At 49.5% G+C, this 24,309-nt stretch carries 14 protein-coding genes; 3 read left to right on the forward strand and 11 right to left on the reverse strand.

Features of this window, described 5'->3' with window-relative positions; translation table 11 throughout:
- The first annotated feature begins 193 nt into the window (after positions 1-193).
- Complete coding sequence (locus J2Z28_RS00825) at positions 194-1,117, forward strand: PLP-dependent cysteine synthase family protein (protein ID WP_211080812.1); 924 nt, start codon at positions 194-196, stop codon at positions 1,115-1,117.
- Position 1,118: 1 nt separating this feature from the next.
- Positions 1,119-2,252, forward strand: a complete 1,134-nt coding sequence (locus J2Z28_RS00830) for a bifunctional cystathionine gamma-lyase/homocysteine desulfhydrase (protein ID WP_211080813.1) — start codon at positions 1,119-1,121, stop codon at positions 2,250-2,252.
- A gap of 763 nt (positions 2,253-3,015) precedes the next feature.
- Here the strand turns inward: J2Z28_RS00830 and J2Z28_RS00835 are convergent.
- The 6 genes from J2Z28_RS00835 to J2Z28_RS00860 form a co-directional block, all read right to left on the reverse strand.
- Positions 3,016-3,360: a hypothetical protein gene (locus tag J2Z28_RS00835; protein WP_017687233.1), complete on the reverse strand. Its 345-nt coding sequence runs from the start codon at positions 3,358-3,360 to the stop codon at positions 3,016-3,018.
- A gap of 590 nt (positions 3,361-3,950) precedes the next feature.
- Complete coding sequence (locus J2Z28_RS00840; protein ID WP_211080814.1) at positions 3,951-7,367, reverse strand: SbcC/MukB-like Walker B domain-containing protein; 3,417 nt, start codon at positions 7,365-7,367, stop codon at positions 3,951-3,953.
- A complete protein-coding gene (locus tag J2Z28_RS00845) occupies positions 7,364-8,548 on the reverse strand; it encodes an exonuclease SbcCD subunit D (protein WP_211080815.1) in 1,185 nt (394 codons plus the stop codon). Before J2Z28_RS00845 ends, J2Z28_RS00840 begins: the two co-directional genes overlap by 4 nt.
- A gap of 59 nt (positions 8,549-8,607) precedes the next feature.
- A complete protein-coding gene (addA, locus tag J2Z28_RS00850) occupies positions 8,608-13,026 on the reverse strand; it encodes a helicase-exonuclease AddAB subunit AddA (protein WP_211080816.1) in 4,419 nt (1,472 codons plus the stop codon).
- On the reverse strand, positions 13,023-16,526 hold the full coding sequence (gene addB / locus J2Z28_RS00855; protein ID WP_211080817.1) for a helicase-exonuclease AddAB subunit AddB: 3,504 nt from the start codon (positions 16,524-16,526) through the stop codon (positions 13,023-13,025). Before addB ends, addA begins: the two co-directional genes overlap by 4 nt.
- 232 nt (positions 16,527-16,758) lie before the next feature.
- Positions 16,759-18,135: a class I SAM-dependent rRNA methyltransferase gene (locus J2Z28_RS00860; RefSeq protein ID WP_211080818.1), complete on the reverse strand. Its 1,377-nt coding sequence runs from the start codon at positions 18,133-18,135 to the stop codon at positions 16,759-16,761.
- A gap of 593 nt (positions 18,136-18,728) precedes the next feature.
- On the opposite strand from J2Z28_RS00860, the gene J2Z28_RS00865 reads away from it, so the two are divergent.
- On the forward strand, positions 18,729-19,730 hold the full coding sequence (locus J2Z28_RS00865) for a Na/Pi cotransporter family protein (RefSeq protein ID WP_211080819.1): 1,002 nt from the start codon (positions 18,729-18,731) through the stop codon (positions 19,728-19,730).
- Between the two features lie 63 nt (positions 19,731-19,793).
- Here the strand turns inward: J2Z28_RS00865 and J2Z28_RS00870 are convergent, their stop codons facing one another.
- The 5 genes from J2Z28_RS00870 to prmA all read right to left on the reverse strand — a co-directional run bounded on the left by J2Z28_RS00870 (position 19,794) and on the right by prmA (position 24,243).
- Positions 19,794-20,228 carry an NUDIX hydrolase gene (locus tag J2Z28_RS00870; RefSeq protein ID WP_211080820.1) on the reverse strand — a complete coding sequence of 145 codons (435 nt, stop codon included), beginning with the start codon at positions 20,226-20,228 and terminating at the stop codon, positions 19,794-19,796.
- A 113-nt stretch (positions 20,229-20,341) separates the two neighbouring features.
- Positions 20,342-21,688: a tRNA (N(6)-L-threonylcarbamoyladenosine(37)-C(2))-methylthiotransferase MtaB gene (gene mtaB, locus J2Z28_RS00875; RefSeq protein WP_211080821.1), complete on the reverse strand. Its 1,347-nt coding sequence runs from the start codon at positions 21,686-21,688 to the stop codon at positions 20,342-20,344.
- A gap of 2 nt (positions 21,689-21,690) precedes the next feature.
- Positions 21,691-22,455 (reverse strand): RsmE family RNA methyltransferase, encoded by a 765-nt coding sequence (locus J2Z28_RS00880; protein ID WP_036615075.1) that lies wholly within the window; start codon positions 22,453-22,455, stop codon positions 21,691-21,693.
- Positions 22,456-22,593: 138 nt separating this feature from the next.
- Positions 22,594-23,274 carry a site-2 protease family protein gene (locus J2Z28_RS00885; protein WP_211080822.1) on the reverse strand — a complete coding sequence of 227 codons (681 nt, stop codon included), beginning with the start codon at positions 23,272-23,274 and terminating at the stop codon, positions 22,594-22,596.
- A 3-nt stretch (positions 23,275-23,277) separates the two neighbouring features.
- Positions 23,278-24,243: a 50S ribosomal protein L11 methyltransferase gene (prmA, locus tag J2Z28_RS00890; RefSeq protein ID WP_211080823.1), complete on the reverse strand. Its 966-nt coding sequence runs from the start codon at positions 24,241-24,243 to the stop codon at positions 23,278-23,280.
- Between the last annotated feature and the right edge of the window lie 66 nt (positions 24,244-24,309).

A 24,309-nucleotide genomic window follows, 5' to 3' on the forward strand; every position in this document is an offset into this window, starting at 1 on the left:
GTAAAAACCCACGTCCAATCTCTAGGCACACAACCAGGTAATCTAGGTCAACTCTCCATCTATCATCGAGCCAAATACTATACGAAATTGGATGTATTACAAGCCATTTTATCGAAATATGGTTTTATCACGCACTTTTCCCGAGTAAACAAATATGTATGGTTAATGAACGTAAAAAAGGAGATTGGTTAATTTGACCGTTTATCAACATATACAGGAACTTATAGGTAATACACCTCTGCTTGAATTAACTCGTTATCCATTACCGGAAGGAATCCGCCTGTTCGCCAAACTGGAATTCATGAATCCTGGAGGAAGTGTGAAAGACCGGATCGGCAAGTTTTTATTGGAGAAGGCCTTGGCAAGAGGAGATGTTAAGCCAGGTGGAACAGTGATTGAAGCTACCGCAGGCAACACAGGAATTGGTCTTGCAATGGCCGCTGTAGGCCTGAATTTAAAGGTTATTTTCACGGTACCTCAGAAGTTCAGCGTCGAGAAGCAGCAATTGATGAAAGCCCTTGGAGCTACGGTTGTGAACACACCCACATCCGAAGGAATTACGGGTGCCATACGCAAGGCGGAATCGTTGGCGAAAGAAATACCAGGTTCGTATATTCCAGGTCAGTTCTCCAATCCGGATAACCCACTCGCACATTATGAACATCTGGGCCCTGAGATATGGCGTGATTTGAACGGACAGGTGCATGTATATGTCGCCGGAGCCGGGTCAGGCGGTACTTTCATGGGAGGATCCCGCTATTTGAAGGAGCAAAACCCGTCAATCAAAACATGTATCGTCGAACCCGAAGGTTCGATTCTCGCAGGAGGTCCATCGGGACCACATCGTACAGAAGGAATAGGAGTCGAAACGTTATCTTCTTTTATGGATGTGAGTTACTTTGATGCCATTCATACGATCTCAGATGAAGATGCCTTTGAGCGGGTCAAGGATCTAGCCTTGTTGGAAGGTTTACTGGTAGGAAGTTCCTCAGGAGCGGCTATGCAAGCCGCATTAAACGAAGCTGGTCGCGCAGCCCCCGGAAGTAACATCGTCGTTATTTTCCCGGATAGCAGCGAACGGTATTTAAGCCAAAATATCTATAATGGAGGACAATAAAATGAGACCAAAAACCAAGCTGATTCATGCAGGTATTGTTGGTGATCCACACACTGGAGCAGTGAGTGTACCGATCTATCAAGTAAGCACGTATGAGCAAGAATCGGTTGGCGTACACAAAGGATACGAGTATTCACGTACAGGCAACCCTACCCGTCATGCGTTGGAAGAAATCATTAAAGAGCTGGAGGATGGCGTTCGCGGTTTTGCTTTCAGTTCGGGCATGGCTGCAATTCACGCTGTGTTGTCTCTCTTGAAAACTGGAGATCACGTCATTCTGACGGATGATGTATACGGCGGGACCTATCGCATTTTCACCAAAGTGCTGAATCGTCTGGGGATCGAGTCTACCTTTGTAGATACCACCTCACTACAAGCACTGGAGCAGGCTTTGCAATCCAATACAAAGGCCATTTATGTAGAAACACCAACCAATCCGTTACTCAAGGTCACCGATATTGCTGCTGTAGCGAAATGGTCAAAACAACATGAATTGCTGTTCATCGTGGATAACACGTTTAGTACGCCTTATTGGCAAACCCCGCTGGCTCTGGGCGCAGATATTGTACTGCATTCTGCAACGAAATATATCGGTGGTCATAGTGATGTCGTGGCAGGACTTGCGGTTGTCAACAGCGAGCAACTTGGAGAAGACCTGCATTTCATTCAAAATGCCATCGGCGCAGTCCTGGGACCTATGGATTCCTGGCTGTTAATGCGAGGTCTTAAAACATTAGGATTGCGCATGGAAGCGCAAGAACGCAATACAGAGCAGCTTGTAGCATTTTTGAATCAACATCCAACAGTGAGCAAAGTCTATTATCCCGGGTTGCCCGACCATCCGCAGCACAAGCTCGCTTCCACGCAAGCGAGAGGATATGGCGGTATGGTTTCCTTTGATGTAGGCAGTGCCGAGAAAGTAGATGAAGTGTTAAGCAAAGTCCGTTATTTCACATTGGCTGAAAGTCTGGGCGCGGTGGAGAGTTTAATCTCTGTACCTGCCCGAATGACACATGCTTCCATTCCCTATGAACGTCGGCAAGAATTGGGGATCACGGATGGTTTGATTCGTATCTCCGTTGGGATCGAGGATGTTGAAGATTTACTTGAGGATTTGAAATCTGCATTAAGTTAAGGGCTTTTTGAAGTCCATACTGCCTGATGCTCGCGAATGGGTAGTCGACGATTTTCTAAGGAACACAGGACGTCTTATTTGGCGTTCAGGCCCTCATTTGAAATTATAAGGAACAGTAGGCACGTTATTTCCCAAAATAACCTCAAAAAAATGCTGAAAGCAGCTCTTTATTCGGTTATAACGTGTATCAGATTCCTTAAAATTCTGCGGGCGCTTCAAAGGCTTGAATAAGATGCCTCAGATTCGTCAGCGCTCGCACACCATGCTCTGCTCCTCCAACCGTGGGCAAGAGAACAGCAGCGATTCCATCCCGAAGCGAAGATTTTTATCGAATAGAGAATTAAAGCTTTGCGGTGTCTTAATCATTTACTCGCACATAGGCACGTTCTCACATATTCAGGATGCGGTTCGCGTCTGCTGCGGACACGTTCAGGCCAGCTTCTGCTTTCAGCAAGTTTGAATACACGCTATGTACTATCCGTTCATCATCGACCTTACACTAATTAGGTTCAAAAAAAGGTCATGCCTTACAGAAGTTCGCTTCTGCACAGGCATGACCTTTTGGATGTTCGGTATGTTGCCCGTTGTATTGCAATGACTGTCGCGATACATCAGGCTGGACTCCATATGTGATAAGACCGCTCTATTTCATACTTTACAGTATCCATGAATGAAACATAGCCATCCTCAACTTATTCTTTTTCAAAAACTTTCATAAGGTGCATGAGAATGACTCACTATAGTTTATGCCTGATATTCAATCTCAATAATACGGTAACAGACTTAACGCTGTAAGCCCAAATAACGGGAGCACAAGCCGGTTAAAACGTCTACGTCCATAACCATAATATGGATAAGGAGTAGGGTACCCGTATCCTGGGTAAAATCCGCGAGTATGACCTATCGGATAGTTTGCTCCCGGCATTGCATTTGGAGCCCAGTTCGCATGATTCACCATGGCTTCCGGTCCAACGGGAACAGCCAGGTAGATCATTTCGTCATCCACATTTTCCATAATGCCATCGTAGTGCATACCGTCATTCATCTGTACACATACATAACGGTGCATGTGTTCCTTGCATATTTTCTTCGCTTCCACTTTTTCCACTTGCCAACGCCTCCCTGATTCTGCTCTTGATCACCTTTTCATGGTATTCAGAACTGGGCGAATTGACACTACTGACGAGCAAACACAAAAAAAAGAAGCACCCCGTGAGCGGCTTCCTTGGAAGTCTGCTGCGCGGACATCTATTCAGGAAACGTCCTGATCAGATGTCCGCCGGGGTACTTAAATAAAGTTTGTCGGCTTAACTGTAGTATAACAGCAGGATGAACCTGTATCTGTGATGAAACTCACTCCGCTATGTTATAAAAGCAAGAAAAGAAATATTTTTACAATAATAATATTCGGTAATAGTGCGTGTTTAAAAAGGGCGGTTTTCAGTACCAAAAAGACGGGATAAAGCTAGAAATGGAGTAGCGGAGCATAGATAGAGCTACGTGAGCAACCGCAATATTTCCGAAGGAAACAACCTTCATAAGCCCCTACTTATTTCGGCTGAATTCCATATTCGATGTTGATGATGCCGCTAGGCACCATTCGTAATCAAAAGCGGACTTTTTGAACAACCTCTATTATTCATTTTGCTTGGACTATTAGAGGCGCTTCTATGTCCTATATTGCTTACACATTGCCCTCTACAGTGTCTCCAAGACCACCCGTGAGCCGTTTCCGGCCTCACCTGCTGGAATCACCACAAGTTTGCGCGGCAAGCGTGCACGAAGTTCAGGCACGTGACTGATTACACCGACAGCCAATCGGTCGTCATGCAGTTTTTCCAAAGACGTAATAACGGTATCCAACAACTCCGGGTCAAGTGTACCGAACCCTTCATCCAGGAAGAAGAATTGAAGCGGGTACTGACCTCGCAGCTGAATCTGGGCCGACAATGCCAAAGCCAGTGACAATGAGGTCAAGAACGTCTCACCACCTGACAACGTCGATACCGGTCGTTTGACTCCCCCGTTGGCATCATCACAGATTACAAAACCACCACCGGAATCCACCTCCAGTGAATAACGCTGTTTGGTCAGGAAGCGCAGACGCTGAGATGCCGCATGACTAACCTGCATCAGTTGTTCTTCGGCAATATACTCGACAAAAGCATTGCCTCTGAACGCGGATTGCAGCTTGCTGAGCAGTTCGCCTTGACGGCTTACCTCCACCCGCTTGTTCTCCAGTTCGGTCCAGCGAACATGTCGCTGCTCCACATCCTCCAAATCACGTTCTGCGCGTGCCTTGGCACGAAGGGCTGCCTCATCTTCAATTCGGACTTGCTGCAAACGTTCGGTGCAGGCTAACCACTGTTCCTCCGATACGGCAGCACCACCCAGCTTTTGTTCCAATTCACGCAACTGGGATGCCAGTTCACGCTCACGTTCACGGTGCTGTTGGATCTCTCCTGCCAGTCGTTCTGCTTCATGTGAAGGAATTGCCGCGGATACAACAGCATCATCCGAGTCAAACGGGGACTGTTCCAGCAATTGCTTCCACCGTTCCTGTGCCTGTTGCAGATGTTCTGTTGCCGAGGCGGCTGCCTGCTGAGCCATAACGTCTTTCTTCGCTGATTCCTGCTTCAGCGTGTCCGCTTCTTTGAAGCGTTGTGCCGAGTCCGAAGCTGTTTTCCGCAGTCCATCCAGACGAGCCTGAGCCGCAGTAATCAGATCTTCTACCCGCTGCTCTCCAACCCACTGGCGCAGGCGTTCTTCCTTCTCGGCCAGCTGTTTACTATTGCCCTGCCACTGCGTTTGCCACTGGATCAGTTGTTTGTCCAATTCAACCAGCTTCTGCTGGAGAGTTTGGATGCTCTGATCTTTTTCCTCAAGGAATGTCACGCTTTTGTTCAGACGTTCCTTGATGTCTTCGGCGCGCGCATCGCGCTCCTGCATCGCCTGATAGAGGGCCTTGGCCTCCTCCTGAGCGACGCCCGGCAGTTCCGTGGCCCAGCGGCCCTGCAAGGCAACCACTGCGGCCTCACTCTCGGCCAGCTTGCGCTCCGCCTGGGCGAGCCCGGCACGGCCGGCCTCCTGCGCTGCTGCCGCTTCCATGCGGCGCTGCTGCGCGCCCACAGCCGCCTGCTGCAACGCGGCGGCTTCGGCCTGGAGCGGCGCTGCTGCGGCAGCCAGCGCCTGCGCGGCTTCGCGCAGCGCAGCGGCACGCGATGCCCAGCCTGCCGGGGAGCGCCCGTGTTCGGGCGACCCGGCGGGCTCGGGCTCCGCTGCCGCAGGCGCGGCCTCGGCTGCGGCAGCGGAGCCGGCCGCAGCGCCAAGCTGCGTCAGCAGGCTGCGACGTTCGTGCAGCTGCTGGCGCAGCCCAAAGCGCAGCTCCTGCAGCTCCGCGTGCAGGCTGCGCAGCAGTTCCAGGTCCGCATCGCCTGCGTGCGGACCTTCTCCCGGCGGCGCAGCCGGGAGCGGGTGGTGCGGCGAGCCGCACACCGGGCATGGCTCGCCGTCACGCAGCTCGGCGCGCAAGGCGGAGGACAGCCGGTGCAGCTCCTGCTCACGCATCGTGCCACGCAGCTGTTCCTCCGCAAGGGCCAGCAGGCTTTGTTCGCGACTGATGTCCTGCTCACAGCCAAGCAAGGCCTCAAGACCTGCTGACGCCTGTTCTACCAGATGCTGACGCTGATCACTCAGGCGTGTTTCTTCCTCAGCCGCCCCCTTCAGCTTGTCGGCTCCCTGTTCTGCCGACTGCTTATAAGCTTGCATGTCAGTCCTGTTTTGCTGCAGCTGCTCCGCGGCAGTATCCACACGATGCTTCAGTTCAAGCGCAGCCTGAAGTTGCCTGCGTTCCTCTGATTTCACTTCATTTGGCTTGAGGCTCTCCTGTAGTTCCTCACGCCGTTTACGCCCACGCTGCTGCAACTCCTTTTCTTTCTCAAGCTGCTGTCCCAGCGCAGTCTGTTCGCCTTGTCCCTGTTCCAGAAGCTGCGCGAGACGCGAGCAATCGGCTTGAAGTCCGTCCCGTTCCCGTTGCAGCTCTTTCGCTTGTTCGAGTTGCTCCAGGCGCAGCAAAAGTTTCGGTTCTTCCTCAGTCATTTGCGTACGTGCCGTCTCGGCCTTCTCCGCTTCCTGAACAGCCAGACGCTCATGTTCCAGTGCTTGCTGATGAGCTGTCTCGGCGGTATCCTGCCGCTGCTTCTGTGTAGCTGTGGCATCTCGAACCGTCTGCAATGCAGGCAGTATTACATCTGCCGCAACGGATTGTTTCAGCCGTTGTTCGCCAGCCTCTATCTGTGGTTCCAGTGCTTTCAGCTTCTGCTGTTCATCCGTACGGGCCTGCCGTTCGTTGCTTAACTCACGTGTTTTGCCCAGCTGTTCGGCTTCCTTCGCAGCTTCATCCAACGCTTTGCGGGACAATTCAGACTGTTGAACTGCGGTTTGAAGAAGACGTTTGGTCTCTTCCAGTGTCTCCTTGCTGGCATTACCAAGTCCCTGTTGCTCCGCAGCAAGAGATTGGTGAACCATATCATTATCCTTGACCCGTCGACTTAATTTGATGGCCAACTGGTCCCCGTACTTCTCCAGATGGAATAATCGTTGCAACATCTGGCGACGTTCACTGCCTTTGAGTGACAAAAACTCGGCAAACTTCCCTTGCGGAAGCACCACTGCCCGTGTAAAATCATCCATCTTCAAACCAATCACATCTTCAACGCAGCGATTCACATCTGCCAATTTGTCGGCACGTACCTGTTCTTCGCCATTGACCGTCTCTATGAATTTGCTGATCGTGTTACTCACCGACACTTCATTATTTCGTTTGAAACGTCGCTCTACCCGGAACCTCCGAGTGCCTTCAGCTGACATCAGTTCAAATGTAAAAGCAACCGACAACGAATCTTCTGCATGATTCATAATGCCTTGCGTGCCGTTCACCGCACGTTCCACTTTTCCGTACATGGCGAGTGTGATGGCATCGAGCAAGGAAGATTTGCCACTACCCGTTGGACCGAAAATACCGAATAGTCCCGTCTCCGTCAGTACGGTAAAATCAATTTCCTGCATCTCCCGATAACTTTGCAGTCCGGCAACTTTTAATAGAATTGGCTTCATCTTTCCTCGACCTCCTCACGCACTCCCGGCTCGTCTTCATCCACAAGTTCCAGGAAAAGCTGTACTAGGCTGTCTTCCGGCTGTGCACCACCGGTCTGACGCTGATAGAATTTACGGAACAGTTCATGTACAGGTAACTCGGATCGTTGCTCCAAAATTCCTGCTGCAGCCATCTCGGGATACACGGGGCGTATGTGAATGATACCTTCATGTGATTTTCGCAGCTGCTGAATCTCCTTCAGGGACATTGCCTCGTCCAGCCACACTTCCATGTCGATAAAAGCCTGCGGATCACGTCCCTCGTCCAGCCAGCGATATACTTCTGCCAGACCACCCCGCGCCTGCCAACGAACAAGTGGACGCCCGGACGTTAACAAAACTTCTTCTACCTGTGCTGCTCCACCCGGTGCCAGATCAACCATCGTGACAGACTTGCTCTGCCCCGCTTCTGAGAAGCTGTAGGCGAGAGGAGAACCGCTATATCGAATCACACCGTCTCCTTTGACAGCCTGTGCACGATGAAGATGTCCGAGCGCCGTGTATTGCGCACCAGTCGATAAAGACGAAGGGTCTACCGTGTAGGCCCCACCGATCTGAATCGGACGTTCCGAATCACTCTCAAGTCCGCCGAGCACATAGATATGGCTCATGGCCAAGTTCACGGTATCCGGGCGAAAAGAAGCTGCCAGACGCTGCATTAACATGCCCACCCGTTGACTGTATGCCTGACGAAGCACATTTTCGTCCCCATCTGTTGTCAGCAATTCATTCAATCTGGCTTCAGAAGGATAAGGTAGTGCGGCAATCTGTGCAATTTCTCCGGTTCGCTTTGCATGAATGGTTACCGCTTCTGAAGTAGGCATCCCTACGAGTGTAATGCCCTGCCTGTTCACAAGTGGAGTTACAGAAGCTACACGTTCTGGCTGATCATGATTTCCTGCAATCACCACAAGAGGTCTTCCATGCTCCGTCAGACGTGCTGCCGCTTCATAAAATAGTTGTTCCGCCGCTGCGGGAGGATTCACCGAATCATACACATCCCCGGCCATCAATATGGCATCCGCCTGCTGCTCATCAGCCACCCTGACGAGTTCATCAACGAAATCTTCCTGTTCACGCAGTCGGCTTCGTCCTTCCAGCGTTTTTCCCAAATGCCAGTCCCCTGTATGCAAAATACGCATCGTCCGTTCCACCCCTCTCCCATATAAAATCCATGGTTTTGAATTCCGATCCAGTTCTTTTACAATTTCACTGCATGTCCACCATCAAAAAAGTACAGCCACTTCCGGTCAACTTTCCGTCCCAATATATCTTCAATGGCCCGTCCATACAGCTCCAGCTGGAAGGCATAGTTTTCCGTAAGTGTACGCAGTCCACCGCGATGCTCCAACACCCGATCTGTCTTGTAATCGAGCAACACAAGCTCACCATCCACCTCATACAGACAGTCGATAATTCCCCGGACCAACACCGTTTCATTTTCAATGGTGGCCTGCATTTTATTTTCTTCATCAACAGTCTGGATTTCTGAGTTCGTAGACTGCGCATGTAGCCATTCAACAGGGGACTGATGTGCCGGAAGTCCATACACAAACGGAATCTCCCGTTTTACCCACGCTGCACGCAACAGCTCTTTCCCTGGTTCTGTATCGAAAAATCCGACCAGTTCTTCGAGTTCGATAGCCTCCACATGGTGGGGTAGCAAAATCTGAAGCTCAACCAATCGCTGAATGGTCTGCTCAATAAGCTGTGAATCAATAGCCGATCCATCTACAGGAAGATGTTGCATCAACGTATGATACACGGTCCCCCGCTCCGTTCCTGTCAATTGCTTCTCTCCCATAAATTTGGGACGACGCAGATGCAATTTGAACGATGTACCCGCAGATCCCGCATCCGAAACGTTCACCGTACCGTTTGAATCTGAACCTGATCCAGTCTCCTGCTCGTTAGGTTCAATGGATGTGCCACGTAGTACATGACATGCTTCATCCTTGATGTAATTGATTCCTGGGGTATTGTGATCCAATAATATCTCGGACTGTTCTCCCAGTTCCTCCATCACCTCTACGGACTGGATGTCCTGCATCGCGAGTAACGTTTTCAACTCAGTAACAGATGTGCTGGCTGCCACTTGAGTTGCTGCTTCATAGGGGTACGTCCATGAAAGCCGTTGATCAACCTCGCGAATCAGCCGTGTCTCCTCTTGTTGAAGAGCTACTGTAACTGCACCTTCATCTCCAATGTTTTGGTTAGCCGTATCTTGTGCACTCTTCGTCAGCTCTTCTACAGTTGAGGATGTAACCAACTTCACAGGCTGAACTGCTTTTAGTGCAGCAATTCGTTCTTTCCGCACCTCAGTCATCCCGTCTTCTTCCCCAAGTGTCTGATCCACCACATGGTCACGAGAAACCTGATCGGCAGAAACAATAGAAATCGCCCATCGTGATTGATCATCTGCAAGACAGGCTGAGAACGAATCATTGCTTCCTGCAAGTTCTCGCAGCACAGCCGCATCTGGATGTCTCATCAGGGATGGCCCAATCCAGTCCAGGTAACTCCGTCCTGCAGCAAGCAGATAGTCTGGTAATGCCACTTCAGAGCTATCCTTGACCTGAGACCACGCCATCGCTTTTTTCGCGGCATCTTTTACGGTGCCCAGCAAAATCATTTTCTCTTTGGGACGAGTCAACGCAACATACAGCACACGCATCTCTTCAGCAAGCAGTTCAAATTGCGCCCGACGACGAATCGCCAGATTGGCTAATGTAGGATAAGCTACCCGGTTCTCACGATCCACAAACCTCGGGCCAAATCCCAGTTCCTTATGCATTAGAAACGGTGCGTTCAGATCCTGTTGATTGAACATTTTGGATATGCCACCGACAAAGACAATTGGAAACTCCAGACCTTTACTCCGGTGAATCGTCATGATACGTACGGCGTTGTCCTGCTCACCAGAACTACTTGTTACAGTCCCGAGGTCTCCCCCGTTTTCCCGCAGTCTGGAAACATAGGTCAGGAAACGGAACAAGCCGCGATTCGCAGTTGATTCCTCATATTGTCGTGCGCGATCGTACAATGCCTTAAGATTACTTTGACGTTGCAGCCCTCCTGGAAGACCACCAACCCAGTCCAAATACCCGGTTTCCCGATACATACGCCAGATCAGTTCACTTAAACTGCCTTGTCTTGCCTCAAGTCTCCACTGCTGCAATTGACGCATAAAACGAATTAACTTCTGCTGCAGCTCCGAGCCTGAAATCTCCGTTATGTCCATATCCTCGCTTGCCTGTCCAGTAAAACCAGCATCTTGAATTCCATCTCTATGCACATCAAATTCGTATACATCGTCCAGAATCTCTGCCTCTACTGAAGCTGCTGTCTCCCGCTGTCCCTGTTTCATTTCTGACCAGGCTTCTGGCCACTGCAACTGGACCATATTCGAATCAGGATGAAGATCCTTCCCGGATTGTTGTACTGAATTAGTGGAAGAATTGCTCCACTCTCCCGCAGCCGATATAACCGCATCGTAGAATGATTGTCTTTTGTCACCAAGCCGAATCTGTGCCAGTTCTTCTTCATCCAGCCCGACAATCGGGGAACGAAGCACGGAAGCGAGCGGAATATCCTGCCTTGGATTATCAACAAGCTGAAGCAGAGACATCATGATTTCCACTTCTGTAGCCTGGAAGTAGCCCTTGCTCTGTTCCCCTCCAGCAGGAATTCCCTGCTGCCTGAATTCCTCAATCATGAGCGGAGCCCACATCAAGGTCGAACGCAGCAAGATGACCATGTCGCCGTAACGTGCCGGGCGCATCGTTTGCAGGGCTTTGTCATATACATGGAGAGCAGGTTTGTCCGTATCCCCAACCATCTCACGAATACGCCTTGCGATCGCCCGCGCTTCCAACTGGGCCGTTTCAAGTTCGGCACTCTCCAGTTCTGCGGAGACCGATGCATCCCCGTTCTCATCCGTACTCTCTGTCAGATCAGGACCACCACCCTGACGATCAATTAGCATGAGTTCAGGTGTATACGCCTCATCGCCAAGCGTCTCTGACGGGAACGTAGCTCCATATGCCAGCTGAGCTCGTTCATCGTAAGCAATCTCTGCCACACCTTCGTTCATGAGTTGCCGGAATATCATATTGACCGAATGCACGACTTCCTTACGACTGCGGAAATTCCGCGCAAGATCAATACGTTGACCTGTACGATGCAGACGATCTTCCACCGTTCCATCTTCACGTGTGCTCGCTCCATATTGGCGATACTTGTTCATAAATAGACCCGGCTCAGCCAATCGGAAACGGTAGATACTCTGTTTGACATCACCGACCATGAATCGGTTACCCGGGTTTTCTCTGGAGATCAGTTTCACGATATCTTCCTGAACCGTATTGGTATCCTGATATTCATCTAGTAACACTTCATCGAATCGTGAACGGTACTCCATAGCCGCATCGGAAGGCATCGACAGTTCAGGCGTTGAATCCTCATGTCGCAAAATGTGAAGACAGTAATGCTCCAGATCACTGAAGTCTACTTGCCCACGTTCCTGTTTGGCCTGTCGATAACGTTCTCCAAATGTACTAACCAGCCTCGACAGTTCCTGCATGAGCGGTGCCGCCTGCTCCAGTTCCTGCCAGAACGAAAACGCAGTTCTTCCAAACAATGAGCCTTTCAGGTCAGTAACTGCCTTTTTCGCAGCCTCGCGGAGTTCCTTCACCTGATCCTGTAAAGCTGGGTCTGTCTGATCTTTTTTGCAGGGTTTCAGTTTACCAAATGCAGCGGGCTGAAACACTTCGGGCAACCTTTCCCATGGCATAACCTCCACCGCAGACAACAGCTCTTCCACCATCACCAGATCTTCTTTTAACGTATCTGCATAAGGTGCCGGACCTTCAGGCTGCATAGAAATATGGATGCCTTGACGGAGCAGTCCTGCTGCACCACTTAAAGCAAGAGCCGCATCACGCAAAATACTCTGAACCCATGCTGAATGTCCAAGCGCCTCTACACTTTCCACCTGAAAAGCAGATGCCATCTCTGAGAGCCAATGATCCGGCCAGGAATGACTGCGGGAGAAATCATACAATCGTTGCACCAGTCGATGCATCGCATCATCGTTTCGTTCTCCACTGAACCAGTCCACCAATTCGCGGAATGTACTCCCTTCATCTTCTTCGCCATACTTTTCCTCAAATAGTTCTTCGAGCAGTTCCTGCCGCATGATTTCCGCTTCATTTTCATTCAGGATACGAAAAGCCGGGTTCAACGGAATTTGCTGATAATAACGGCGAATGACTTCCATACAGAATGAATGCAGCGTTGTAATAGATGCCCGTCCAAGCAGCGAGAGCTGCTTACGCAGATGCTCTTCTCCAGGCTGTTCTTCAAGCGCACGTTCCAGCGCTTCCCGAATCCGTTGTTTCATCTCAGCGGCGGCCGCTTTCGTAAACGTAGCTACAAGCAAGCGATCCACACTGAATCCTTGGGAGGGATCTGCAATCTTGCGAATAATTCGTTCAACCAGCACGGCTGTCTTGCCTGATCCCGCCGCTGCGGCAACCAGAATGTCTTCTCCGCTTTCAGAGATGGCACTCCACTGGTCATCACTCCAGAAGCTACCTTCCGGTTTTGGCATATTCGTCATAATGTTTCCCCTCCCTTGGTGTGAGATAACATATCCCAGATTTGCTGTTTGCCCGGTTTGGACAACAGGTTGTATTCATTTCCTTCTATATTCTCATCAAACTGACAAACAGGCTTATATGGACAGAACGTGCACGCCACTTCCTGCTGAATACGATAAGGCTCAATGGCCACATCCCCATCCGTAATTCGGGTACCAATCTCACGGATATTACTGCGAACCGAAGCAAGCAGCGTCTCCCATTGCTCTGGGGTAGCTACAGCAGCGCTGCTATAAAAGCTGCCATCTGCCTTAAGGGCAACTGGAATAATGGCTGAATACCCCTTATCCAGGGTGTTGTCCATTTGAGCGATTGCGTCCCGATCCGCCAGCAGCAAACCTTTCATTTTGAACCGTTTCAGCAGTTCTTGTCCTGCCTGCTCTGATGTCATGCCGTTTGCGGATTGCAACAGCGGGTTATGCACATGGAAATACAACGTTCCTCCCGGCATCGCCGTTTCCCCAAGCCATTCTTCGGCAGCACTAAGCAGCACCTCCAGATAGGTGAGCATCTGCAATGACAGACCATAGTACACTTCATGTAACTTGAGGTCCGTCTGGCTTGATTTATAGTCAATGACACGCAGGAGCAGACCATTCTCGCCTTCTGCCACATCCACACGGTCAATCCGACCCACGATCTCCATCACACAGCCGTTCTCCAGTTCAAAACGTAGTGGCGGCAGTGTTTTATCCGGTCCAAAATCAAGCTCCAATCCAATCGGTTCAAAACTTCCACGTCTGGACTGTTCACCAAGAATAACGGATGCCCGGCTAACAATGTCCTTCAATTTGCGGAAAATATAACCGTATCGCTTGGTGCTTAGCAAAATCTCCCCTTGCAGCTGTGGTGCAATCTGCTCCACCGTTTGCTCGGCTTCCTGACGGCATTGGTCTGGAGTCAAACTGCCCCAACTACGATTTTCTTCACGCAACCGCATAGCCAGTTGGCTAAGTGCAGCATGAAACAGTTGTCCGATATCAGGAGCCTGAAGGCGGTACAATTGCCGTTCTTTGAGACGCAGCCCGTGCGAAGCAAAATGGGAGAACGGACAAGCTACGAACCGCTCCATTCGCGAAACACTCGTCCTCACCTCTGTACCATACAGTCTGCGACTGGTAGCCGTACGTAGTGGTAATGCTCTATTACGATAAAAGATTGATCCCATCAACCGTTCCAGCTGAGGTCTGCTTGTCTCTCGAGATACATGCCAATTGTAGACCGCCCACCACATTTCAGGGATGTCTTCTCCGCGGCGCCATTTGCGCAATTGTCCAATGAGCGTTGACAGACTCTGACCCGGATGGGTGACATAGGACCAATGCGCTTCTTCCGAGTTCGCAACCGGTGGTTGAGCGAGCAATGGCTGTTCTTGTAAACCAAACATCTTCCGTACATGACGGACAATCTCGGAAGGAAGCAGTGTTTTCCCCTCATCATCAGCAACCGGATAACTCAGCCACAACTGGCTGCTTGCCGCTGTAAGTGCTGTATAGATTAGAAAACGTTCATCTAACATTTGCCTAGTTGCACCTGGTCCAAGCGCCACGCCTCTTTCTGTCAGTAACGCTCGTTCCAGTTCCGTTAATACGCCATCATCCTGAGGTACGGCAGGTAATTCACCATCAACGGCGCCAAGGATAAATACGTATTTGATGTCCTGAAGGCGTGTACGGTCCATAGAACCCACCAAAACCTGATCAAGTGCTGGTGGTACCAGACCCAGCTTCAGTTCCGTCAATCCGGTCTCAATCATCCCGGCAAACAGCGTGATATCCAGCCGTTCATTCCCCATCATATCGACCATCTGATCCAATAAATCCAGCACAGCTCCCCACATCTGTCGATGTTCTCTCGACCGTTCGGGGTCACCTTGTGCCTTAGCTTCAGCAGACATGTTCTCCAGCTTCCATGGGATTTCAGCATCTTCCAGCAATCTGTATAGTGCCTCGCACTGGGCTTTGGCTGTCTTTGCCTTTTTCATTCTTTTCTCAAAAAGACCCAAGGAATCTGTAATGACCGTTCGGCAGCTCTCCATTAAAGAAAGCATCTGGTCACGTCCTCGACTACGGCCATCCTGACCGTTGTCTTCGAGCGACAGGCTTGGTACATACTTCCATGGTTTGCCGTCAGTCCAGCGATACCCGTGAATACCACAAGCCAGTACATAATTCTCAAGCTGGTCCATATCTTCACGAGTGATGGAACCATCACGGGGAAGCAGCAGATCCGTTTTGACACAGCGAAATACATCCTCGTAACGCCAGTGGCGCCGAACAATATCCAGTGCGGAACGGATAAACTCGGATAATGGATGATGAAGTTCATTTCTTCTGCGATCCAGAAAGACGGGTACGTCATAATCCCTAAATAACGGTTCAGCTATATCAGCGTAGGTATCCAACTGACGAACAAGTACTGCCATATCCCGATAACGTGCACCTTCGTTTTGCGCCAGACGCCGCATCTCACGCAGTGCTCCCTCCATCTCAGCTCGTCGGTTCTCCGCTGCAACCAGTCGGATTCCGGAATCAAGGCCTTCACTTTTCCAACGAATTCGGCGGTCGAAACCAGCCTCCAGATGAGCAAGTCCCGGACGATCCTTGTATCTTGGTGGAATCTCCGAATCTAGCACGGTTATATCGCTCGGCACACCCAGTTCGTCAGCCATCCCTTTCAGGCGTGCGTAGGCACTTGCCGTGGGATAAAACAGTTCCAGTTCTCCAGGCAGTGTGCCGTGATCATAAGGACGATCCAACGTCAGTGCTATCGTCACGGAAGAGGACTGCAACATCAGCCGACCAATCACACTCATCTCCTGTGGTGTGAATCCCTGAAAACCATCAATCCAGATCTGGGCATCCTGCAGCAATGCACTTTCCCACAAACGATCTGTCAGCTCAGTCAACGTGTCTTCATCATCAATATATAAATTAGTCAGTTCCTGTTCATAGTCACGATATATCAGATTCAAGTCATGCAACTTGTCCTCCAGAATCGGCGAAGTCGATGAGGTATTCCCTCCAGACAGCCCTTCTTCCAGCAATGATGGATCAACTTCATAACGTTTAAATTCACTATATAAGTCATTTAATTCGCCTATAAAACCCAGCTGGCTGCCGGATGCACCAAACAGCTTTAATTCTTCCTTACGACGCTGGATGACTTTGTAGAGCAGCATCTTTTTGCCTTCGGCTCCGATCGGAATACGAGCAGAACCACCTGCTTCCTGCATTACACGATAGGCTAAACGGCGAAAGCTGAGCACTTCTGCGCGCATGGTACCTTTAATTGCTCCAGAAGACACCAATGCCTGCTCTGTTCGAAAGGAACTCTGTTCCGGAACGAGTAAAATCAAAGGTTTACCTTGCGGCTCCTTTTGAAGCAGGGATGTAATTTCCCGGGTAATCAGCGAGCTTTTTCCGCTGCCTGCCCGGCCAATAACAAAACGAACGGACATGTCTAATCCTCCAAACCACACGTACAAGATTTTAATTCCCAGTATAACATATCTGACTTGGTTCGGAACATACGTTTGCCACTTTCCGGTAAAACCGGAGATCATCTCCGTTAACACAACAAAACAGCAAAAAGCCCGCAGCTATCACACTGTGGACTTTTAACCGAAAGTATCATTCAATTAAACTTCACTTTATCTCACGAGAGATTAAAAAAAGTGAAAAGAGACCCTTCTAATTCTTTTTACTGCGCACTTCGAAAATAGCAAATTTCAGGTAATGTCCTTCATCCACGCCCAAAATTTGTGGGTGATCCTTACCAGCTGCTTTCCAGTCGATCAAACGAAGCACTTTGCCTGCATCTTCCGCTGCATCAGCAATCGTGTCCAAGAAAAGATCAGGACGCATGTGATACGAACAGCTGGCTGTTACCAAATATCCACCCTCATTAACCAGTTTCATTCCTTGCAGGTTGATATCCTTATATCCACGGCACGCACCTTTAACTGCTGATTTCGTTTTGGCAAACGCCGGGGGATCGAGGATGACCACATCAAATGTTTTACCGCCAGCTGCAAGGGCTTTGGATGTATCTACTTTCTGTTCGGCAGCACGCGCACGTGCGGTACGTTCATCCAGTCCTTTCACTTGTTCACGCAAGTACTGGAATGCATCAGCAACTACGAACTCGACCCGGTCAGTGAAACCGTTCAGCTCCACATTTGTTCGTGCACTCTCAATGGCATGCTCCGAAATATCAAGACAAGTCACTTTTTTGGCTCCATACTTGCAAGCATTCAACGTAAAGCTGCCCGTGTGTGAGAAACACTCCAGTACGGTGGCACCATCCCAATATGGGAATGTAACTACCTTACCGCTTTTATTCACAGGCAAGAGCTGCTCTGTGCCATCCTGCTCGGTCGTTTGAAGTGTGATTCCACTCTTGTAGCCCCAACCCTTCATAAGCGGTTCGATGGCTGCACGATTCTCGCGTTGGTCGAAGAAGTAACCTGTCTTCTGCCCTTCCACGATATCCACTTTAATGAGTAGTCCATTTTCTGTAACTGTGACATGCCGTGGGCACTCTCCGTACAGCGGACCTTTGGTCTGCTCCAAACCTTCCAGTTCACGAATCGAGACATCACTGCGCTCATATATGCCTTCTGGCTGCATTACTTCAATGAGTGCTTGTACAATGGCTTCACGGCAACGATCCATGCCGAGTGTAAGCAACTGTACAACGAGAATGCTACCGAATCGGTCAACGATCAAGCCTGGCAGAAAATCAGCTTCGCCATAAACGAGACGGTATGCCTCTCCATCCTGGATAAAACGTTCCCGATGACGCAAGCAATCGCGGAAACGCGCTGCAAAGAACGCCGTATCCATCTGTTCGGACTCCAAGGGTTGATAAGCTACAACTCTTACTGTGATTTGAGATGCGGGATTGTAATATCCTGTCGCCAGATAGCGACCTTGATGATTCAATACATTGACCAGATCTCCCGGTTCCGGGTTTCCGTCAACAGAAGCAATTTCATTGTTAAATATCCATGGATGTGCATGTTCAAGCCGCTTTTTGCGACTGCGTTCGAGTGTAACTGATGGCAAGGTAGATCCACTTCTTTCATAGTTAGTTGAAAAGATAGGTTTGGTGCGGCGCGTAAATGGCGTTCCGGGTTCGAATCGATCTTCCGATCGCTGTTGTCTCCAGATTTTTTTGATTCCCTTTCTTAAAGGGAAAATCCGGAGACAAAGGCGCACGCTTCGCTTCTTCAGATTCGATTTCGTCCCCTCCACTACGCTTGCACGAATCACCGTATCTTTCGAATTCGGGTGGGGAAATTGAGAGCATGTCGGTGCTAATTTGTTAATTTGAGAGCTGTATGAGTGACGTAGCGGTTACGGATTGGTTCTGAGCGTTGTTATTCTTTTTTGGGACTCCCCTACTCAAAAAAATCTAAAATAAACGCCACACATGTGTGGCTCGCTTCCGCAGATTTGATTCGTCCCTCCGCTACGTTTACACGAATCACCATATCTTTCGAATTGGGGTGGAGCAGTTAAGACGCATTTCCTGACTTTTGGAATTGAGGGGCCGATAATTCAGGTCACTTCCCTCTGAATTCCTTTAGGCTTGTCATGGTTGTCTTTTCTTACTCATAGGATGAGTTAAGGAACCGGACGGAAGGAATGATGTTTCTATGTTTAGAGATGTTATATTGCCCCTACTCTATGGGCTTATTATCTTTTTTGGTGGCATGAAGCTGATGGAAACGGCCTTGCAGCGCATGGCAGGGCCCATGTTGGCGGGTTGGCTCAATCGAGCCACCTCTGCTCCATGGAAAGGCATGGCCTTCAGTGCAGGTGCAACGGCCTTGTTGCAGAGTAGTACTGCGGTCACCGTACTCACCATTGGACTGGCTAACGCCAGATTGCTTACCTATGGACGCACACTCGGCATCATCCTCGGCACCAACATCGGGACATGCCTGACAACGGAGCTGGTAGGACTGCAGATCGGACGTGCTTCCCTGCCGCTACTCGTCCTGTCGCTAACGGGCTGGGCCATGTTTGTTGTTCTTGGTGAACGCAATCTGGCCGCTCCTGAACGCACGCGCCGGACTCTGTTTAATATCCAGTACAGCTTCCTCGCAGCTGCGGGATTTGCACTTGTTATGACAGGTATTCAGGTGATGCAATCCATTGCCTTACCCTTGCGGAGCATGGGCGTATTTCAATGGTTTCTCGACCGCTCGGCCGACAGCTTGTGGTGGGGCTTCCTGGCAGGTGCCTGTCTGACAGCGCTCATTCACAGCAGCGCTGCTGTCATTAGCATGGCGATTACGCTCGCAGCCACAGGGGTATTGCCTGTGGAGATCGGCATCGCCATTGTGATTGGGTCCAATGTGGGGACCTGCATCACCGCTGTGATTGCTGCCGCGGGCGGAGCATCCGCAGGCAAATTTGTCGCAGCCTCCCATGTTGTATTAAACATTGCGGGAGCGCTGCTGTTTATGCCGCTGATCAGCCAGCTGCATGCAGCTTCGGCCTGGCTGTCAGCGGACAACGGGGCACAGATTGCGCATGCCCAGACCCTTTTTAACATCACCAGTTCACTGCTTGCTTTGCCATTCTGTTACTTGCCAATCTGGCACAAAAAACCACCGGTCCACGCCCCCGCGGCGAAGTCACCCGTGGCTTGATGATCTGCCTATCCAGACCCACAGAGCGCGCGGCTAACTGACTCGAACTCGAACTAGAATGCGTTATACGTTAATGCCTAACTTGTTCAGGGCTACACGCAAGATGTCATCGTTATTATCATATCCGTTCTGCTGCTGTCTGGACCATGCTTCTTCCGGAGCATACCAATCCACACCCTTGATTTCTTCAATCTGAGGCTGTAGATCACCACTCTCGGCTTCAACGAGATAATAATGAACTTCCTTGTCCACCGGGCCAAAATCTGCATGTTGGTACGTGTAAGCAATGATATCAACCGGCTCTACAATGCGGCCCACCATACCTGTCTCTTCCAAAATCTCGCGCAGTGCCGTCTGTTCAATTGTTTCTCCATCTTCCATTTTGCCCTTGGCGAGAGTTGTTTTACCATAACGATCTACGATAAGCTGAATTTGAAGACGTCCGTCTTCCCCTGTTCTATAAACAACTCCGCCTGCTGAAATTTCTTTTTTGTTCATCGTGCTCTCCCCCATCAACTTCGATATCTTAATCTTATTTTTTGCAAAAGAAGGACCTCATCTCCCCGGGTAAGCTCCCCAAGGAAATGAAATCCTTGTTTCTGACGCCTCGATTACATCGCGGCGGACTTAAGATTCTCTTCCAACACACGTACCAGCGTAGCCTGACTCTCGTTGACGCCAGCTTCAACCACTTTGACTCGGCACACTTTACCGACCATGTCCATCGTTCCGTCAAAGACCAGTTGAATGTAGTTGTCGCTATAACCGTGCAGCTTGCCACTTCCCTCGCGGCCTTTGGCTTCACCTTCGGGAATAACATCCAGTACCTGTCCAACAAACTGCTCAGCGTACTCCAGCTGCATCTGCTCAGACAAGTCAATCAGTTCATGCACACGTGCATTTTTGATCTCTTCGTCCACCTGATCTTCCATTCGTGCTGCTGGCGTGCCCGTACGCTTGGAATAAGGGAATACGTGCATTTCGGAAAAACCGATCTTCCGCATCAACTCATAGCCATTACGATACATCTCGTCCGTCTCACCTGGAAATCCAACAATGATGTCTGTTGTAATCGCTACATCAGGCATTGCTTCCCGAATGCGAAGCATCTTGTTGTAAAACTCTTCTGTCGTATATTTGCGGCGCATGCGTTTTAACACCGTATCATCACCCGCTTGCAGCGGAATATGGAAGTGACGAACAAGTTTGTCCGAACGTTTGATCACGTCGAGCATACGGTGGTCAATCTGACTGGCTTCAATCGAGCTGATTCGAATGCGCTCCAAACCCTCTACCTTATCCAAATCCCACAGCAGATCGGTCAGATCATAGTTCTCCATGTCATCACCATACCCACCTGTATGAATACCGGTCAGAACAATCTCCTTGTATCCGGCGTGTACGAGTTGATGCGCCTGTTGAATAATGCTGTTTGCTTCCCGACTACGTGAGAGACCACGAGACCACGGAATGATGCAGAACGTGCAAAAGTTATTGCATCCATCCTGAATTTTCAGGAAAGCTCGGGTACGATCAGCAAAATCAGGTACATCCATTTCTTCAAACACACGGGTTTTCATAATATTACGCACCGCATTAACGGGTTGACGGGACTCCTGAATTTCATTAACATATGGCAAAATCTTGTCACGGTCCTGTGTACCGATAACTAGATCCACCCCTGGGATGTCCAGAATCTCTGCCGGAGAAGTCTGCGCGTAACAGCCTGTAACGGCCACAATCGCCTCCGGGTTGCGCCGAATGGCACGACGAATAATTTGACGGCTCTTTTTGTCGCCGGTATTGGTTACTGTACAAGTATTAATCAAGTATACATCCGCTGTCTGTTCATCAAAGTCCACTTGATCGTAACCTTCGTTTTTGAACAATTGCCAAATCGCCTCTGTATCATAGAAATTAACTTTGCAGCCTAAGGTGTAAAACGCCACGGATGGCATAATTACATTCCTCCCATTTCTCCGGATTCATATAGCACGCAAGTTAGTGCTGCCATTCCAGCTGTCTCAGCACGCAAAATGCGTTTGCCCAGTCCAACAGATACAGCACCTGCCTGATCAGCCTCTGCCGTCTCCTTCTCAGAAAATCCACCTTCCGGTCCAACCACGATCAAAACTTCTGCACTTGCATCAGGTGCAAGTTGCTCTATAAACGGCTTCAGTGCATCTCTCAGCTGTTTACCGTTTTCTTTCTCATAACAATAACATACCAGGCTATAGCCCTCAAAAGAAGATAACAGCCCTTTCCAGGAAAGCGGCTGCTCAACGGATGGAATGCGATTCCGGTGACTCTGTTCGGCAGCTTCCTTGGCAATTTTCCGCCACCGCTCCAACCGTTTGCCTTCTTTCTTGGCATCATATTGCACAATCGTACGCTCTGAGAGGAAGGGTACAAATGATACCGCCCCAATCTCAGTACATCTCTGGATGACTGTTTCCATCTTGTCACCCTTGGGCAAACTCTGTGCCACAGTTACACGAATCCGTGCTTCATGGTCCATCTCGAGAGGTTCCACAATATTGGCTGTCACTTGGCCAACTTCAATACTCTCAATTTCCACGAGTGCTTCTCTGGAGTTTCCGTCACTGACAATCAGTTTATCTCCAGGTTTACCACGCATGACCTTGCCAATATGGCGTGCATCATCACCTGTGATAATCACAGCGTGTTCATTAAACTGTTCTGCAGATACAAAATATCGCTGCATTAGTCAATCCACCCATTCTGTCCTGTTATGACTGGAATTCACCCCGCCTGATGACAGGCGTGAATCCAATCGCCACAGATGATCATACAACTTTTACGTGTTTCTGACCAGTATATCAGTCCAAAACACGATACGCTTTTAGCGATATAATTCAATAACCAGCTTTGCCAGATCTACATACATCGTTTGCGCAAACTCATACAAAGGTTGAATAGTCACATTTTGCAACGGAGGTAAAACAAGAATCAATAGGAAGATAAAAATAGACCATTGCTCCACCCCTTGCAGCTTGCGGCTGATTGAAGGTGGCACTACATCTTCCAGAATCCGATAACCATCCAGTGGGGGCAACGGAATCAAGTTAAACAGGAACAGGAAAAAGTTGGTTAAGTTAAAGATAGCGAAGAACGTCGTGATTGCTGTCAGCAACCGCTCATTATCAATGCCGCCGAGTGCTCCCGAACCAACCAGTGAAGCATAGATAATTGTACCGATGATCGCGAGCAACAGATTGCTCAGAGGCCCTGCTGCGGATACGATGATGCCCATCAATCTAGGCTTGTCGAAATTAGCCCGATTAACGGGAACTGGACGTGCCCAACCAAAGCCGGCAATAATGAGTAACAGCACACCAAACAAGTCAAAGTGTACAACTGGATTCAGCGTGACCCGACCCAACAGCTTGGCTGTCGGATCACCAAATTTGTTAGCAAAATACGCATGCGAGAATTCATGTACCGTAAATGCGATCAGAATGGTCAGCAGGAAAAACGGAAGCTGATCTATCGGATATCGAAAGAACGAATTCCAAAAGTCCATACGTTACCCCTTTCTGGCTACAAACGCCAGCCAATCCTCATCACGGTGGATCGCACTCACTTCAAACCTGGAGGCTACCAGAGCATCATGTACAACCTGCTCTTTGTTCTTCCAAATACCGGATACAATATAGGTGCCACCAGACTCAAGCGCATTATAGACATCGTCTACGAACAACAAAATGATCTCAGCCAGAATGTTCGCCACGACAACCTTAACCGGCAGTTGTACACCAAGTCCAGGGTCCTGACTCCCAAGGACGGACAACAGATCACTCTCTTTAACCGTAATTTGTTGCTCCAGCCCATTCAGTTCCACATTCTCCCTGGCACTGATTACCGCAACCGGATCAAGATCAAGCGCCAGTACATGTTTTGCCCCAAGTTTTATCGCTCCAATAGCCAAAATACCAGAACCTGTACCTACGTCAATAACTTCCTCGCCGCCCTGAATAACCGTTTCCAGTGTGCGCAAGCAGAGGGAGGTCGTTGGATGTGTTCCTGTACCAAAGGCCATGCCTGGATCAAGCTCAATAATTTTCTCATCTGGACTTTCAGGCGTATACTCTTCCCACGTTGGTTTGATCGTCAAATGTTCCGATACACGTACCGGCTTGAAATATTGTTTCCAGGCTGTTGCCCAGTCATCTTCATCCACTGTACGCGTCTCATAACGAACCTCACCTGTATCAATTCCGAATTCGGAGAGTTCCTCAACTCTCGGATTAACTTCTAACTGTAATGCAACCATATCCGTACCTTCGGAGAAGTACCCTTTGATGACCGCAAAGCCTTCCGGAATATCATTCAAAGGAACGTCGTATAACTCACCATATGTCGTGTCCCGTTTTTTATTTAAAGTACCGGACTCTTCAATCGAAACCCCTCCAGCACCCGCTTCATGTAAAAAATTCGAAATCATCTCCACAGCTTCTTCTGTGGTATGTATTGTTAGTTCATGCCATAACATACTTGGTTTTTCCTCCTCATTTTTCAAACATCCCAACTATTGTACTACACATGCTAGCCGGAGCAC

Source organism: Paenibacillus xylanexedens (genome assembly GCF_017874615.1).
Taxonomy (GTDB): Bacteria; Bacillota; Bacilli; order Paenibacillales; family Paenibacillaceae; genus Paenibacillus; species Paenibacillus xylanexedens.

Excerpts from the sequence above, each read along its gene's own strand:
- J2Z28_RS00830 (WP_211080813.1), top strand. The coding sequence starts at position 1,119 with ATGAGACCAAAAACCAAGCTGATTCATGCAGGTATTGTTGGTGATCCA.
- J2Z28_RS00840 (WP_211080814.1), bottom strand. The coding sequence starts at position 7,367 with ATGAAGCCAATTCTATTAAAAGTTGCCGGACTGCAAAGTTATCGGGAG.
- J2Z28_RS00845 (WP_211080815.1), bottom strand. The coding sequence starts at position 8,548 with ATGCGTATTTTGCATACAGGGGACTGGCATTTGGGAAAAACGCTGGAA.
- addA (WP_211080816.1), bottom strand. The coding sequence starts at position 13,026 with ATGACGAATATGCCAAAACCGGAAGGTAGCTTCTGGAGTGATGACCAG.
- addB (WP_211080817.1), bottom strand. The coding sequence starts at position 16,526 with ATGTCCGTTCGTTTTGTTATTGGCCGGGCAGGCAGCGGAAAAAGCTCG.
- J2Z28_RS00865 (WP_211080819.1), top strand. The coding sequence starts at position 18,729 with ATGTTTAGAGATGTTATATTGCCCCTACTCTATGGGCTTATTATCTTT.
- J2Z28_RS00870 (WP_211080820.1), bottom strand. The coding sequence starts at position 20,228 with ATGAACAAAAAAGAAATTTCAGCAGGCGGAGTTGTTTATAGAACAGGG.
- mtaB (WP_211080821.1), bottom strand. The coding sequence starts at position 21,688 with ATGCCATCCGTGGCGTTTTACACCTTAGGCTGCAAAGTTAATTTCTAT.
- J2Z28_RS00880 (WP_036615075.1), bottom strand. The coding sequence starts at position 22,455 with ATGCAGCGATATTTTGTATCTGCAGAACAGTTTAATGAACACGCTGTG.
- J2Z28_RS00885 (WP_211080822.1), bottom strand. The coding sequence starts at position 23,274 with ATGGACTTTTGGAATTCGTTCTTTCGATATCCGATAGATCAGCTTCCG.
- prmA (WP_211080823.1), bottom strand. The coding sequence starts at position 24,243 with ATGTTATGGCATGAACTAACAATACATACCACAGAAGAAGCTGTGGAG.